This window comes from Shewanella eurypsychrophilus (assembly GCF_007004545.3).
Lineage (GTDB): Bacteria > Pseudomonadota > Gammaproteobacteria > Enterobacterales > Shewanellaceae > Shewanella > Shewanella eurypsychrophilus.
In genome coordinates this window covers 3,173,663-3,187,295 of sequence record NZ_CP045503.2, presented here as the reverse complement: position 1 = coordinate 3,187,295, position 13,633 = coordinate 3,173,663, and the positions used below count along the sequence as shown (strand labels likewise).

Genomic DNA, 13,633 nt, shown 5'->3' with positions numbered 1-13,633 from the left:
TAGGTATAATAAAGCCCGCAATTAGCGGGCTTTATTGGCGCAAGCAGCAATCTAGTTACGCTTGATTAAGGTGATCAAGCACGACTTGATGATGCTCTTTAGTCTTAAATTTATTAAAGACGTGGCTAACCTGTCCATCTTGGCCGACTAAGAAACTTAATCTATGTATGCCGTCGTAAACTTTCCCCATGAAAACTTACTCTTGGAAAGTATTTTAGACGACAAGTTTGATAAATTTACAATAAACCATTTTGAAACAACATTTTAATTGAATTTAAATTAGTCTCTCTATTTTAGGATAGCATTTATCATATTTTTGTAAATTAGCGCGTAATTTTACCCAAAATATCATAAAAACGCTCTTGTTCTTAATTTCCCTAATTGAAGTTTTTTTGAGAAGACTAGCATCCTAGTTCACAGACCATTGCTTTAAACAAACTAAAAATATCTCAACTTATTTGTATGGTTAGATCCATTTAGCGGTCTGTGGTAAATAGCTACTTATCAACAGCTTAAATGTTTAGGTGTTTCAGGGTTAAGCCGTGGGTTAACTAGCTAGTTTTTTATAACTAAGTCCTAGTGCAAACCCAAAAACTAAATGTAGCATTAACGTCATGACTGGAACCTTCATACTTAAAAGCAGGCCAAACATTCCAAAGCCAGCTATTGGCATAAGTCCTAACATCATAAAGCCCCATGCAATAACACCTAGATATAGACCTTTTGCTACTTGAGATTTACCTGGTAGGATATTATTAAAGGTAGTAAAGCTAAGCCCCCAGATAACAGACCCTAATCCAAAGTGTAGAAACCAGCCTAATACAGGAGTCTGTGATAGCCCTAATGTATCCGTTACCGTGTCAGCCAAAATTTGAACAGGGTTAAAGTCAGGCATAATACCCATAGTTGACTTTATCATCATGATTGCTGTTAAAGCCACTGTTGCAATCAAACCCGCAATTAAACCTTTGCTAATATCTTTCTTATTGATGTCCATAGTCTGTATCTCTCTTTGGTTAGTGCTTAGTTAATTTAATTACGAAATTAAGATGTTTAATCAGTCTTCTATAGGTAAGTATTGTGGGATAACTGGGTTAGACTGTATGTGTATTCTTGAGGTGTGAATGTGTAATTAATTCAAGCTTAAGTGGTTCATTACTTAAGTTTGAGTTTTTCCACTCTCGTTTGACAGCTAAAACAGCGTTGTGCAGTGGGGACAACCTCCAACCGTGAAAGAATTGATACACCGCACGTGTCACATTCAATGTCATTGTTGTGACTGAGTTTATCTATGACATTGTCGAGTTGTTGAATTTTCAGCTCTTTTAGACCGTATAATCGATGCTCCTTCTCCCTAGTAGTAAGAGCTTCTGCTGCATCAATAACATCGTGAATATCACATTTATTGATATGCATCTTAGGTTCTACTAACTCTTTACTTAATTGAGACTTTTTGAATATTAACTTGGCTCTTAACTCCTCTCTTGATATATCAATCATGATTGATAAAACTCCTCTATCATATTGCTTGATGGCTTAGCTTAGAAAGTGCTAAGCCATTGTTGATTCATAAAAAGTTATTTTCGAAGGGGTCTGGATGTAAGCTGTAGTCGATGAAGCCACTTAGCCATATTTTTTCTCAATAAATCGAACGATATCCCTAGATTCTGGAAGCCACTTTTCAGTTCCATCTTTAGATATAATGCGCAACACAGGAACAGTTGCACGGCCAAGTTCGTTAATGAGCTCTTGTCTGAATTGCGGGTTTTTTATCGTGTCTCTATACTCAACATCTATTCCAAGTCTATGGATTGGTGCTTCTGCAATGGTGCAAAATGGACAACCTAAGAATTGATACAACATTAATATCTCTTCCTGTGTTGTTTGGTGTTCTTGGATCTTGTTACTCATGGTTATTCCTTACACTGGTTGCAGTTTAAAATGTTTTATTAAGAGGTTTGGTTATTCGTAATTCATCGCTACATTTCGTCAGTGCCGTTATCAATTCGATTAAGCTCTGATTCTTTTTCTGCAGTATTGACAACCATTTCTTCTTGAATATGCAACTAGTATATAAAAGGGCTTGTAATGGGTATGTGTTACTGTTGGCTGGTGATGTGTGAATAAGTGGTGGTTGTGTCGTGTCTTTAGAGTTGTTAAATACAGGTAAACTAGGTGATAGCTAAGGAAGATGCACCTTGATTTTTTTATGTCTTGAGAAACTAAGTCTCGTCCACTTTATTGCTCTGCTCTGCAATTGCATGCGCTATCCTCTCCTTGGTTGTACTTTCTTACGGCGACAGAAAAGAGAAAGCCGCTGTTGGTGACAACAGCGGCATAAGGTTAAAGAGTGAAACAGGTGTTATTACAACTCTTTGTTTATCTGCTTGAGTACCTCTTCAGTTGATTTTACAGAGTTAGCAATCATACGGACGTTGGTCATTGCTGCAGCGTAGCCATCTAACCCAGGTAGTTGTGCAGCAGCTGTTGCATCTTTTATCACCATCACTTCGAAACCTTGCTCCATAAACTCACGTAGGTGAGATTCAGTACATAAGTTCGCTGACATACCCGCTAGAATGATCTTATTGATGTTGCGTTTACGCAGCTGCAATACCGTGTCGTTGGTATCTGGACCATAGACCTTATGTGGTGTAGAAACCGCAGTTTTACCGTTATTAATGTATTTCTTGTACTGTGGCATCCAGTCTGGGCCAGTACCAGGCTTAAACCCTGCTTGGTCAATACGCTCGTCACTTTCAAACATCTTAATACCATGCATTGCATGCTCTAGTGCACCACCATGCTTAAAGTGTAAGTCTGTTGGCGCGTAAAAGTGTGGTGAAATAATCAGTGGGATATTTTTTTCACCGGCAATTTTCATCAACTTATCTATATTCTCAACTGTGTTGTTTGCAATTACGCTTTTGCCTACTAAGCCCCAAGAGACACCTTCAGGTGATAGGAAATCAATTTGTGGGTCGGTGATCACAATGGCTGTTTGGCCTTTAATGAAGTCTACACCTGGGTTAGGAAGACCATCTCCGCCTTTTGCTGTGCCGCCTGCAGCGAATACAGCTGAAGTTGATAAAAGTGCGGTACATGCAGTCATAGCGAGTAGGGTATTTTTAAGTTTCATAATGTTGTGTCCGTTTCTAATCAATAATTTGTAGGGTTGTTCAAGCTATTCATTGCTTAAGCATTTTTCATTTGTTCAACGATCTGCTTAGTACTAAATATGTCACTGGCAATCATGCGGTAGTTGGTAAGTGCGGCTAACATGCCATCAAGGCCTGGTACTTTTGCTGCAGCACTTGCATCGGCGACAACTGAAACCTCAAAACCATACTCAACAAGTTCGCGCAGATGTGATTCAACACATAAGTTTGCAGACATACCGGCAAGAATAACTTTGTCAACGCGCAGCTTTTGCAATTGAAGAATGAGGTCATTGTTTTCAGGGCCATACACTTTATGTGCGCCACAAATAACGGTATCTTTATGGTTGATGGCAGGTTTTAACTCTTCAAGCCAGTCTGCGCCGCTGCCTTCGAAGCCTTCAACATCAAGTGCACTTTTACGGTCAAACATATTGATCGCATGCATTAGCTTCTCTAGCGTGCCTTCAAACTTCCAGTTATGGTCGGTAGGGAAGTAGTAATGAGGGCTGATAATAAGAGGGAACTCCTCTTCAACGGCGGTGTTCATTAATGCTTCTAGGTTAGCCACAGTATTGTTTTCTAAAACGCTTTCACCTACAGCGCCCCAAGCGACACCTTCTGGAGATAGAAAATCCACTTGTGGGTCAGTGATAACGACTGCAGTGCGGCCTTTTTCAATTTCAAAACCTGTCACTGGCAATCCGTGCTCAGTGTTTTCTTCAAGCCACTTTTCAACGCGATTTCTAGTTAAGTTGGTCATCTCTCAATCCTCAATAGTTCTATCAATTATTTAATTTTTCTCAAATGTGATTTTGTTTTCGGTTCATTTGAATTCGAAGTAATTATATGAAGTAAGGGAAAAAATGGATGTGTGCAGTGTTGAGGGGAATGTGTTGTTCCATATACCGATATGTGTTCTAAGTGGGGAGCTTTTGTTTTTCGACCTTTATGCTTAGGTGCTGCTTATTGCTTATTGCTTATTGCTTATTGCTTATTGCTTATTGCTTATTGCTTATTGCTTATTGCTTATTGCTGTAGCTGAGTTAAGCCAAGCTCTAAAGGCCTGAAATGAGGCTTCTACGAATTTCAGTTAACAGCTTTAGCTAAATACAATTTAGTTCTATTTATAGTTGGTAGTGACTTTTTCTGGAGCTGGAGGTAGTCAGTTACAGCAATTTAAATCTGCGAAGTTTAATTGGCTAGGCGTTTGATATCTTTGAGGGGCGGGGGGAGCGTTACTTTTCTATGAGCTATGAATGTTTATTACTTTCTTTATATCCCTTGAAGATGTATTACATGCCGAATTTTAATCTAGTGATGGGCTATTAGGAAAAGATAAGTCAGGTACTATAAAATCAGTACCTGACTTTGGAGTGCTTTAAATTAGGGTATATAGCATGAAGATGCCTATGAGAAGGAATGCTATTGAAATAGCAGCTTTCATTTTATCTTCTGGAACTATGCGTTGTAGTTTAGGCCCTAATTGACCACCTATGATCACTCCTGGAATCGTAAATATGATGATGTTAACTACCTGAGCAAGTACATCATTACCTTGATGGTAAAACTCATAAAAGTGTCCTATGGAAGCTGTGAGCACTGTGAGTACAACTACAAATATTGAGGTACCTATCGCAACGGGAGTCGGGACCTTACAGCGAGCGACAAGGTGATATTCCTGTAATTCAGCTAAACCCACAGAGATCATTCCAACAAATGCGCCCCCTATGGCTGCAAATGATTTTCCCATATTTGGGTTACATATGGTGTAACGATAGACGTTGCCTTGGCTGTCTGTGAGCTCTGATTGATAGTTTTCTTCAAACTCTTTTGCAGTAGTGTTCTCATTTTTCTCACGCTCCTCTTTTCGCCAAGCTGAGAATAGCTGAGTACCAATAAAGACTAGACCAACAGCAAAGATAGCTTTGAGAACGATGGCAGGGATTAAGTCTGCGTAGAGTGAACCTATTAATGCGGCAGGTATTGAAAACACGAGTAATTTCTTAGCAAGCTGAAAGTCAATCAACCTTGCTTTTAAATATGCGTATAAACCACTACTGAAACCCGCAAGCTCTGTGGCTAGTGCCGCACCAATCGCAATTTTGGGCTCTAAACTGAGTGCAATCATGAATAGAGGAGAGAAAAAGACCGCTCCGCCAATACCACTAGACATTGCTATAGTGGCGATAACGGTAGCTATTGGTAGCAGGTACCAAAATTCAAAAGTAAGTTCCATTCTAAGTACCTCAGCAGTAAGTTTAAAGTGGTAAGCAAGGCCAGCAAGGCCGTTACTGAATAACATGCAGTATATGATGCCTATTTAGCTAGGGATGTGTGCTGAGTTGAGCTGGATGTGTGATTTAATTAGTATGAGTATTTTTTAAGATGAAAATATATAGTTATAAGTATCGAACTAGTTCATTACTTAATAATTCATAAGGAAGGTTGGTTAGTAATAGAGTCGCAACTAAGTGTTGTTTTTTTAGGTTCTTAGTTGCTGTTTTGTTTAGTTTGTAAGGAGTACTGGTTTTATCATTTTGTCACTTTCCAGAGTGAGTCAATGAAATAGCTCTCCTTATCAGTAAAATGTTTGATTACTGAAAAACCAGTGTTGTGACTAATATAGTCAATATCGCTAGATAAAAACTTAAAGGAATGCTCTAAGTGAATAGGTTCAAAAGCCTTAAAGTGAAACTCTCTTTTTAATGATGAAATATAAACACTGTGCTCTTTTGTCGCGATGACATAGCTTTCCATCGCGCCAAGTGATGGATTGTATACGCCGAAATGTTGAAAGTTTTCAATGTCAAAGTTACCGCCTAACTCATGATTTATCCGAGTTAAAAGGTTGAGATTAAAATCTTTCGTTAAGCCACTAGAGTCGTTATAAGCACGGGTTAGCACATCAATATCTTTTTTCAAATCAAAGCCGACTAGTAAGTGGTCAGAATTATTCATATTCATCCACAAACGTCGCAAGAAACCTTGGTTTTGAACCCTATCGAAGTTACCAATATTAGAGCCTAAAAATAGCACAAGCTGTTTGTTCTTTGACTTTTCCCTGACCAGTTGCAGCCCTTCAAAATACTCAGCGACAATCCCGTGGCACTCAACAAGAGGATGGTCGCAAATATTGTCTTTTAACATAACCATTGCTTCTTCAGATATGTCTATGGGGTAATAGTTTACTTTACAGTTGCTGTTAACAAAGCCGTTAATAATGAGTTGGCTCTTATGGCCGTCTCCTGCACCAAGTTCAATAATATCAATTTCCTGCTCTCCTATGAGTTCAGCTAGCTCATTTTTAACTTGATTGAGTATTTCAAATTCACTTCTTGTGGGGTAGTAGTCATCATGTTGAGTGATCTGTTGAAAAATCTTACTCCCTACATCATCGTAGAAATACTTTGCTTGTAAGTTTTTCGTTTCTGCACTTAATCCTGTCAATACATCAATGGCAAATTGCTCTCGATTATCCTTGTCTATATTTTTGCTTTTGTAATCAATTTTAGAAATCTTCATGATAGATCCTTTGCTAATCTGATGCCTGAAAACATCCACTGTTGATGAGGTTGATAAAAATTTCTATAGCTATGACGATAATGCCCATGAGGAGTGGTAACACAGCCCCCACGTAGTACAAATTGATTACACATGAACTTACCATTGTACTCTTCGAGCTTGCCCTTAAAGGGCCTATATCCTGGGTAGGCGGAGTAATGACTTTGGGTCCAACACCAAACTTGGTTTGTAGCATCGCTAGCTCGAATCGGATGTAAAGCATCACTATGACTTGAAACAGTACTGTCAGTGCTGTGTAAGTAGTGCTCAAACTCCTGCTCTGTCGGTAAGCGACAACCTCGCCAGTTTGCAAAGGCATTCGCTTCAAAGTAGCTGATATGAACAACTGGAGCATTTTTCTCTAAAGGAGCTAGACCATGTAGGGTGTATTCATACCAAACCCCATCAATGTTTTGCCAATATAGAGGGGAGGATATCTGATTTTTATTTATCCAATCCCAGCCCATACTCAACCAATATTTAGCTTGTTGGTAAGCCCCCGCTTCGATAAATGAAAGGTATTCTCCGTTTGTCACTGTGTTCTCTGATATAGAGAAGCTAGCTAAGTAGGCTTTATGTTGCGGTGATTCATTGTCAAATGCATACCCGTTGTCACTATGGCCAATATTGACAAGTTGCTCATCAAGCTTTCGCCATGACTCAGTTATCTCGATTGCGGATTCAAGAGGAAGGGGGGAATAGGCAGGTGGGTTAGGGTTGCAATGTAAGATGTACTTTATATCCATATAAAGTAACTCTTGATGCTGCTGTTCATGTTGAATGCCAATTTCTAAAATTGCAGCAACTTCAGATGCTATTCCATTTTCAAGTAAAGATACTATAGCGTCATCGACAATCTGTCGGTATTGATAGATTTTGGATACCGTTGGTCTAGAAAGATTGCCGCGATCTTTCTGGGTCCAATGCAGCCCGGCAGATTTATAGTAGGAGTTAAACAGTAAGCTAAATTGCTTATCAAAGCGATTATAGTCATTACAATACTGCTGCAAGATAAGTTCTTCAAAAAACCAAGTTGTGTGGCCTAGGTGCCATTTCGGAGGGCTTACCTCTGCACTAGGTTGAATACATAGATCTTCTATCTCTAAATGTGCACAAATATCAGCAGTTGTTTTCCTTGTTTCTGAAAACCGTAGGATTAACTCCTCCCTATCGCAACTATCACTAGTAGCCATATCATCTCCCTTTTATTTAACTCTATATAAGTCACTACTCTTGCTTAAGGCAAACTTTTTGTATGTGTTAGTTAGGCACACAAATGTGTCATGGCAATGAAGTATGTGAGAGTGACTTAGAAGATAATGGTGTGTCTTCACTTAAGTTCCTGTATCAATGCAACTGATTTTGTTCATCACACAAAGACTAGCTTCACACTCTTATTTTTCAATAACCGCAAATATATTAATAACTAAAGCTAGTGTAAAAACATAGATGGTGTAAAGAAAATGTTGGTTTGTATAGCTATGTAGCGAGTGATAGCGATTATTGTTTGAATAGAAATAGCAAAAATTGTCCAGTAAACGAATAGTAAAATGACACTGTCCCTCCTTGATATTACACATCAGTTTGCCGAGGACTGAGAGAATATATGTACATATAAAAACTAAGAAGATAGTTATGATTAAGTGATTTGAAAGTACAGTCGGAAACTCTGAAGCAAGTTACAGAGTGATTGAATATCTTAAACCTTAGGTTTGTTATTTCTATTGGCAGTCAGTATTGCCTTTGTGACTGGCTCCTTAAATGTAGCCTCTAAGTGTCACGTTGTTACTTTGTTGTGATTATTGGTGTCTGTAAACTGTATGATGTTGTAAGATCTTAATGTTAGTTGAGTTTAGGGTGTACCAACTTGACGCAGTGTTTTTGATTGAAGAGAGAGTATTAATGAACCATCATGAAGCTAAAGATTTGTTGGCAACTATACTGCCAGAAGATAGCCTTAACCTAATAAAGGTCGAAGTTTTTAGATTATCTTGGGAGGGAAAAGGCTATAACATTATTGCTGAAGAAACTTCTTATGATCATGACTATGTACGCAAAGGTGGTTCTCAGCTATGGAAGGAGCTTAGTAGTGCGCTAAATTGCTCGGTGACAAAGCGTAACTTTAGGCCACTTCTCGAAGAAAAGTTTGAGTCTCTCAGTAACGACCGGGAGGTACCCTTAGAATACCCGAGTGGCGCCATCTCTTTTAGTTCACCATTTTATATAGAGCGAACCGAAGAGGAAGCTAGGGCTTATAAAGAGCTATTACGGCCAGGTTCTGTCGTGCGTATCAAAGGCCCACGAAAAATGGGGAAAAGCTCTTTGCTTTCTAGGCTTGTAGATCAAGCTGATAGTGAAGGGTTTAAGGTTGTTAATATTGACTTTATGCAAGCTGATAGCGCTATTTTAACTGATTTAGATAAGTTATTACGCTGGGTGAGTTTACAAATCTGCGCACAGGTTAATCTTGAACCAAAGTTAGATGACTATTGGAATGAGTTAACAGGCAGTAAATTAAGTTGTAGTAACTTCTTAAAGCACTATGTTTTACCACAAATTAACCAGCCTTTATTACTGACGATTAATGAGCTGAACCTAATTTTTGATCATGAAGATGTAAGTCGTGATTTCCTACCTTTGTTGAGATCATGGTTTGAGGAGTCTAAACATAACCCTGTGATGCAAAACCTCCGGCAGGTGCTGATATACTCCACAGAAGTTTATGTGAACCTAGATATTAATTTATCACCATTTAATGTTGGACTACCCATCGAGTTAACCCCGTTTGATGGAGAACAGCTATCAAGGTTAGCTAGTGTTTATGGTTACAACTGGCGCAATGATGGTATGGCTGTCAGTCCTATTACGGTTATGTTGAATACCTTAGGTGGCCATCCTTACTTATGCCAATTAGCTTTATATTCATTGGCTAGTGAAAGGGGACTAATAGAAAGCCCTTCTCTAGCGTTTAGCGAATTACTGGATAAAGCAAGTAAGCCATCTGGTCTATTTAGCAGCTTTTTCCAACAAATACTACAGGATATTAGCGCTAATTCAGATGCCCTTAGTGGTTTTAAAAAGCTCATATCTCAGCCTACTCAAGAGTTAACTTTGATAGAAATGTATCAGTTAGAGCGACTAGGGGTTGTAAAAGTTGATGACGGTAAGCCAAAGCTCAAGAATAAGATGTTGAGTAAGTACCTTAAAGATAACTTATCATTTTAAAACTGGGTAACGAATATGGACTCTCGTAGTTTTCAGATCGGTGGTAGTATTTCTGAGCAGACATCGATATATATCAAACGTGAGGCTGATATACAGTTATACCAGTCCCTGAAAAAACGAGAGCTTTGTTATGTGTTTAACTCTAGGCAAGTGGGTAAGTCATCACTGCTTCTCAATGTAAAGTCTAGGCTGACAGAAAAAGGCTGCCACTGCTGCTTTTTAGACCTGAGCCGCATAGGTAGTGTAGGTGTAAGCCCTGAGCAATGGTATGCCGGTATCATTTCAGAGTTATGGCATGGGTTCGCATTACCGACTGTTGACTCTGCTATGGTCAAATGGTGGAAGGCGCTAGGCGATATAACTCCAGCTCAAAAGTTAGCGCATTTTCTCCAACATAAACTACTCGAACTCTACACTGAAAAAGAGATGGTGATCTTTTTTGATGAGGTAGATTCTGTTCTTAGCCTTCCTTTTCCTGCTGATGATTTTTTCTCTGTCATTCGTTCTTGCTATAATTTACGAGCTGAGAAAAGCGAGCTGCGTAATTTGAGTTTTGCATTTTTTGGTGTTGCACTTCCTTCTGAGTTAATTGCAAACCCGAAACGGTCGCCATTCAATATTGGACGCTCTATTGCTTTGGAAGGTTTTTCACTTTCCGAAGCAATGCCTTTGTGTGCTGCATTGGCTATAGAGGGTTATCAGTCTGAGCGATTGCTAGAGGCTGTTCTATATTGGAGTCATGGTCAGCCATTTTTAACACAAAAGATCTGTCAGCTTGTGATTGACAACGCGAATGTATTTAGTCCTAAAGGGGAGCTGACTAGGCAAGTTCCTCTCACTGAGCAAGCACTTGTCGATAAAGTTGTTAAAGAAAAAATTATTGATGATTGGAAGAGTAATGATAATCCTGAACACCTACGAACTATCAAAGATCGCCTGATATTAGATGATAAGGTCTCGGTTCATAGCCTCGCAACTTATGCTGAATTATTATCCAGCCCTATTGGTGAACTTCAAATCGATAAGGTGGGTGATATTAGTCGACTGTATTTAACGGGGCTAATTTCACAGCGTAAAGGTGTCATTCGTGTAAGAACAAAAGTTTATGAGGAAGTGTTCAATCTTGCTTGGTTAAGTGCTCAATTACAAAATATAAGGCCGTATGCTGAAAAATTAAAACTTTGGGGCTCCTCTTACAAGGATAAATATTTACTTCAAGGTCAAGAGCTTAATGAAGCTAACTTATGGAGCAAAGGAAAGGTTCTACCGGAGATAGACCACAGGTATATCTCTTCAAGTCAGGCTTTATCTCAAAGAAAAACACTTGATATAAATAGGCAACTTAAGCAAGAGATAGAGCAAAGGCAGTTAGCTGAGTCAGAGTTAAAATCAACACTCTCATTACTCAATGAGGCAACCTTAAAGGCTGAGCAAGCGAATCAAGCTAAAAGTGATTTTCTTGCAAGAGTGAGCAAAGAGGTTAGGACTCCAATAAATAGTGTTCTAGGCTTAAGTCATCTCGCTTTACAGTGTGAAATTGAGCCCGAGTTACGTGACTATTTACTGAAAATGAGAAATTCAACCAGTTATATGTTAGGCGTGGTTGATGATATTGTCGATATTAGTAAGCTTGAGCGTGGAGAGTTAGCACTTAAGAAAGAGACGTTTCTGCTTGATGATGTTCTTGATAACTTGATTGATATGGTTGGTGCAAGGATTTACAGTAAAGGACTTAAATTCTCACTTGATATGCCTAAAGGCTTTCTGCCTGCTTTGTTGGGAGATCGTAATCGAGTACAGCAGCTATTACTCAACTTAATGACCAATGCACTCGCTTATACAGAGTATGGTGAAATAACGTTACGAGTAGCTTTGTTGGAACAAACGGAAGGGAAGTTAACGGTTAGGTTTAGCTTATGTGATACGGGTATAGGTATTGGTGCTGGTCATATAGAAGGTGTGATTAGCAAGAGTGATGAATCGGTATTACAGCCAGGCCTAGGATTAAGTCTATGCTGTGAACTCGCTGTGTTAATGCAAGGTGAGCTTTATGTCAGTAGTAAAACTAATGAGGGAAGTTGTTTCTCTTTTACTGTTACGTTTGATATTTCAACTCAACATATTCCTTTAGCAACAGATACCCTTAATGTCGCAATTATTGCAGAAAAAGAAAATATAACGCAATTAACTGATAAACTTGAATTATTAGAACATAGAGTGACCATATTTTCTTCTAGAGACTTTATGCTTTTTCTACTGAACGGCCAATCAACTACGTTTGATAAACTCATCGTAGGTGGTGATGATAATTTAACGACTGACTTGATTGAAAAAGTGATCCAATCACATCAAGTTTTGGAGGTGATACCTTTACTTGAGCTCGGTGCCACTTTTCCTCAGAGACTTAAAGTATTAGGGTTTAATCAGTATGTTCAATTGACCTCTAGCTTGAAGCGAGTTCAATCTATTTTAGATGGTAGCTCTCAAGCACAGGGAAGCCAATTACGTAAATTAAAATTTGAACATGCTTTTCGAATTTTGATTGCTGATGATGATGAAATAAATCAAGAGATTGTCAGAGAGCTATTAGAGCAGCAAGGTCTGAATGTCACCATTGTTGGCGATGGTTATGCTGCCGTGAAAAGTATTATGAAAAACTCTTTTGATCTCGTGTTGATGGATATTGATATGCCTATTTTAGGTGGTGTCGAAGCTGTTAATGAAGTTCGAGAGTTATCACATCAAGTCCAATACATGCACTTGGCAGATCTCCCTATTATAGCGATGACTGCGCATGCCCTAGTTGGTGATAGGGAGCGTTTTCTTGCTGCGGGTATGAATGACCATATTAGTAAGCCTATCGATCACCAGCTACTTAGCGAGTGTATCTACCAATGCTTATCTCAAGCCAATAAGGAAGTTAATACAATGATAGAAGTTGCAGAAACTTCACAATTGAAACTACCAAATGTGGAAATTAATGAAGCACTTAAGCGCTGTAGTAACAATCAATCACTTCTTCTTAAATTGCTGCACCGCTTTGCCACTAAATATCAGCAAGGTATTTTAGATGATGAGTTATCGCCCGCGCAGCTAACTTCACTTGCCCATACTATTAAAGGAAGTGCGGCAAATTTAGGGTTGAATGATGTAGGCCAGTTGGCTGCAAACCTTGAACAAGAGTTAAAAGAAACACTAACAATTGATTCAGATAGCATAGCTAGCTTTTCTAAGGTGTTAGCGGATCAATGTAACGAGTTACTCTTATGTCCAGAAGTTACACAGGGGGAGCTTCTTCAAGCAGTCAATTTAACTAGTGAAAAAACAACAATGGTATTAGTGGATAAGCCTTCTAGTACGATAAAAGAGTTTATCCGAGAGTTGAAAACCCAGTACAAAGTGATCTTCTACCCTAATTATGACAAGGCTATGGAATCATTATTAGAAAAGCATAATCCCAAGTATGTGTTAATTGGATATTCAGAGCAATTAAAGACTAGTGCATTAGCCTTGTGCAGCAAAATTAGGCTGGAAAAAGGGAAGGCTGTTAAAATTTTCTTTATATCAGACCATGAGCTTAATGATTCTGACTATGCTGTTGGGATTGAAAAAGGTGCAAATGACTTTATTTCTTATCATATTAACTCTACTTTACTAAGCCTTAGGCTTAGGCTTACGAACTAAAA

At 38.7% G+C, this 13,633-nt stretch carries 10 protein-coding genes and 1 pseudogene; 2 read left to right on the top strand and 9 right to left on the bottom strand.

Annotated features, from left to right (window positions below):
• Positions 1-55 precede the first annotated feature (55 nt).
• The 9 genes and pseudogenes from FM038_RS13445 to egtB form a co-directional block, all read right to left on the bottom strand.
• Positions 56-193, bottom strand: a pseudogene (locus tag FM038_RS13445) (thioredoxin-dependent thiol peroxidase); the annotation flags it as partial.
• A gap of 354 nt (positions 194-547) precedes the next feature.
• Complete coding sequence (locus FM038_RS13440) at positions 548-997, bottom strand: DUF6789 family protein (RefSeq protein WP_142871019.1); 450 nt, start codon at positions 995-997, stop codon at positions 548-550.
• A 158-nt stretch (positions 998-1,155) separates the two neighbouring features.
• A complete protein-coding gene (locus tag FM038_RS13435) occupies positions 1,156-1,500 on the bottom strand; it encodes a TraR/DksA family transcriptional regulator (protein WP_142871018.1) in 345 nt (114 codons plus the stop codon).
• Between the two features lie 123 nt (positions 1,501-1,623).
• Entirely contained in the window at positions 1,624-1,911 is a 288-nt protein-coding gene (locus FM038_RS13430; RefSeq protein ID WP_142871017.1) for a glutaredoxin domain-containing protein, read from the bottom strand.
• A gap of 454 nt (positions 1,912-2,365) precedes the next feature.
• Positions 2,366-3,139 carry an isochorismatase family protein gene (locus FM038_RS13425; RefSeq protein WP_223292863.1) on the bottom strand — a complete coding sequence of 258 codons (774 nt, stop codon included), beginning with the start codon at positions 3,137-3,139 and terminating at the stop codon, positions 2,366-2,368.
• Positions 3,140-3,195: 56 nt separating this feature from the next.
• Positions 3,196-3,921, bottom strand: a complete 726-nt coding sequence (locus tag FM038_RS13420; protein WP_142871016.1) for an isochorismatase family protein — start codon at positions 3,919-3,921, stop codon at positions 3,196-3,198.
• A gap of 618 nt (positions 3,922-4,539) precedes the next feature.
• Positions 4,540-5,397: a sulfite exporter TauE/SafE family protein gene (locus FM038_RS13415; RefSeq protein WP_185965691.1), complete on the bottom strand. Its 858-nt coding sequence runs from the start codon at positions 5,395-5,397 to the stop codon at positions 4,540-4,542.
• Positions 5,398-5,693: 296 nt separating this feature from the next.
• Positions 5,694-6,683: an L-histidine N(alpha)-methyltransferase gene (locus tag FM038_RS13410; RefSeq protein WP_142871014.1), complete on the bottom strand. Its 990-nt coding sequence runs from the start codon at positions 6,681-6,683 to the stop codon at positions 5,694-5,696.
• Positions 6,680-7,915 (bottom strand): ergothioneine biosynthesis protein EgtB, encoded by a 1,236-nt coding sequence (gene egtB, locus FM038_RS13405; protein ID WP_195873033.1) that lies wholly within the window; start codon positions 7,913-7,915, stop codon positions 6,680-6,682. The genes FM038_RS13410 and egtB overlap by 4 nt, the downstream gene beginning before the upstream one ends.
• Positions 7,916-8,624: 709 nt before the next feature.
• Between egtB and FM038_RS13400 the strand changes: the two genes are divergently transcribed.
• Both FM038_RS13400 and FM038_RS13395 read left to right on the top strand, forming a co-directional pair.
• On the top strand, positions 8,625-9,947 hold the full coding sequence (locus tag FM038_RS13400; RefSeq protein WP_185965690.1) for an AAA-like domain-containing protein: 1,323 nt from the start codon (positions 8,625-8,627) through the stop codon (positions 9,945-9,947).
• A gap of 15 nt (positions 9,948-9,962) precedes the next feature.
• A complete protein-coding gene (locus FM038_RS13395; RefSeq protein ID WP_195873032.1) occupies positions 9,963-13,631 on the top strand; it encodes a response regulator in 3,669 nt (1,222 codons plus the stop codon).
• Positions 13,632-13,633 lie beyond the last annotated feature (2 nt).

Excerpts from the sequence above, each read along its gene's own strand:
- FM038_RS13440 (WP_142871019.1), bottom strand. The coding sequence starts at position 997 with ATGGACATCAATAAGAAAGATATTAGCAAAGGTTTAATTGCGGGTTTG.
- FM038_RS13435 (WP_142871018.1), bottom strand. The coding sequence starts at position 1,500 with ATGATTGATATATCAAGAGAGGAGTTAAGAGCCAAGTTAATATTCAAA.
- FM038_RS13430 (WP_142871017.1), bottom strand. The coding sequence starts at position 1,911 with ATGAGTAACAAGATCCAAGAACACCAAACAACACAGGAAGAGATATTA.
- FM038_RS13425 (WP_223292863.1), bottom strand. The coding sequence starts at position 3,139 with ATGAAACTTAAAAATACCCTACTCGCTATGACTGCATGTACCGCACTT.
- FM038_RS13420 (WP_142871016.1), bottom strand. The coding sequence starts at position 3,921 with ATGACCAACTTAACTAGAAATCGCGTTGAAAAGTGGCTTGAAGAAAAC.
- FM038_RS13415 (WP_185965691.1), bottom strand. The coding sequence starts at position 5,397 with ATGGAACTTACTTTTGAATTTTGGTACCTGCTACCAATAGCTACCGTT.
- FM038_RS13410 (WP_142871014.1), bottom strand. The coding sequence starts at position 6,683 with ATGAAGATTTCTAAAATTGATTACAAAAGCAAAAATATAGACAAGGAT.
- egtB (WP_195873033.1), bottom strand. The coding sequence starts at position 7,915 with ATGGCTACTAGTGATAGTTGCGATAGGGAGGAGTTAATCCTACGGTTT.
- FM038_RS13400 (WP_185965690.1), top strand. The coding sequence starts at position 8,625 with ATGAACCATCATGAAGCTAAAGATTTGTTGGCAACTATACTGCCAGAA.
- FM038_RS13395 (WP_195873032.1), top strand. The coding sequence starts at position 9,963 with ATGGACTCTCGTAGTTTTCAGATCGGTGGTAGTATTTCTGAGCAGACA.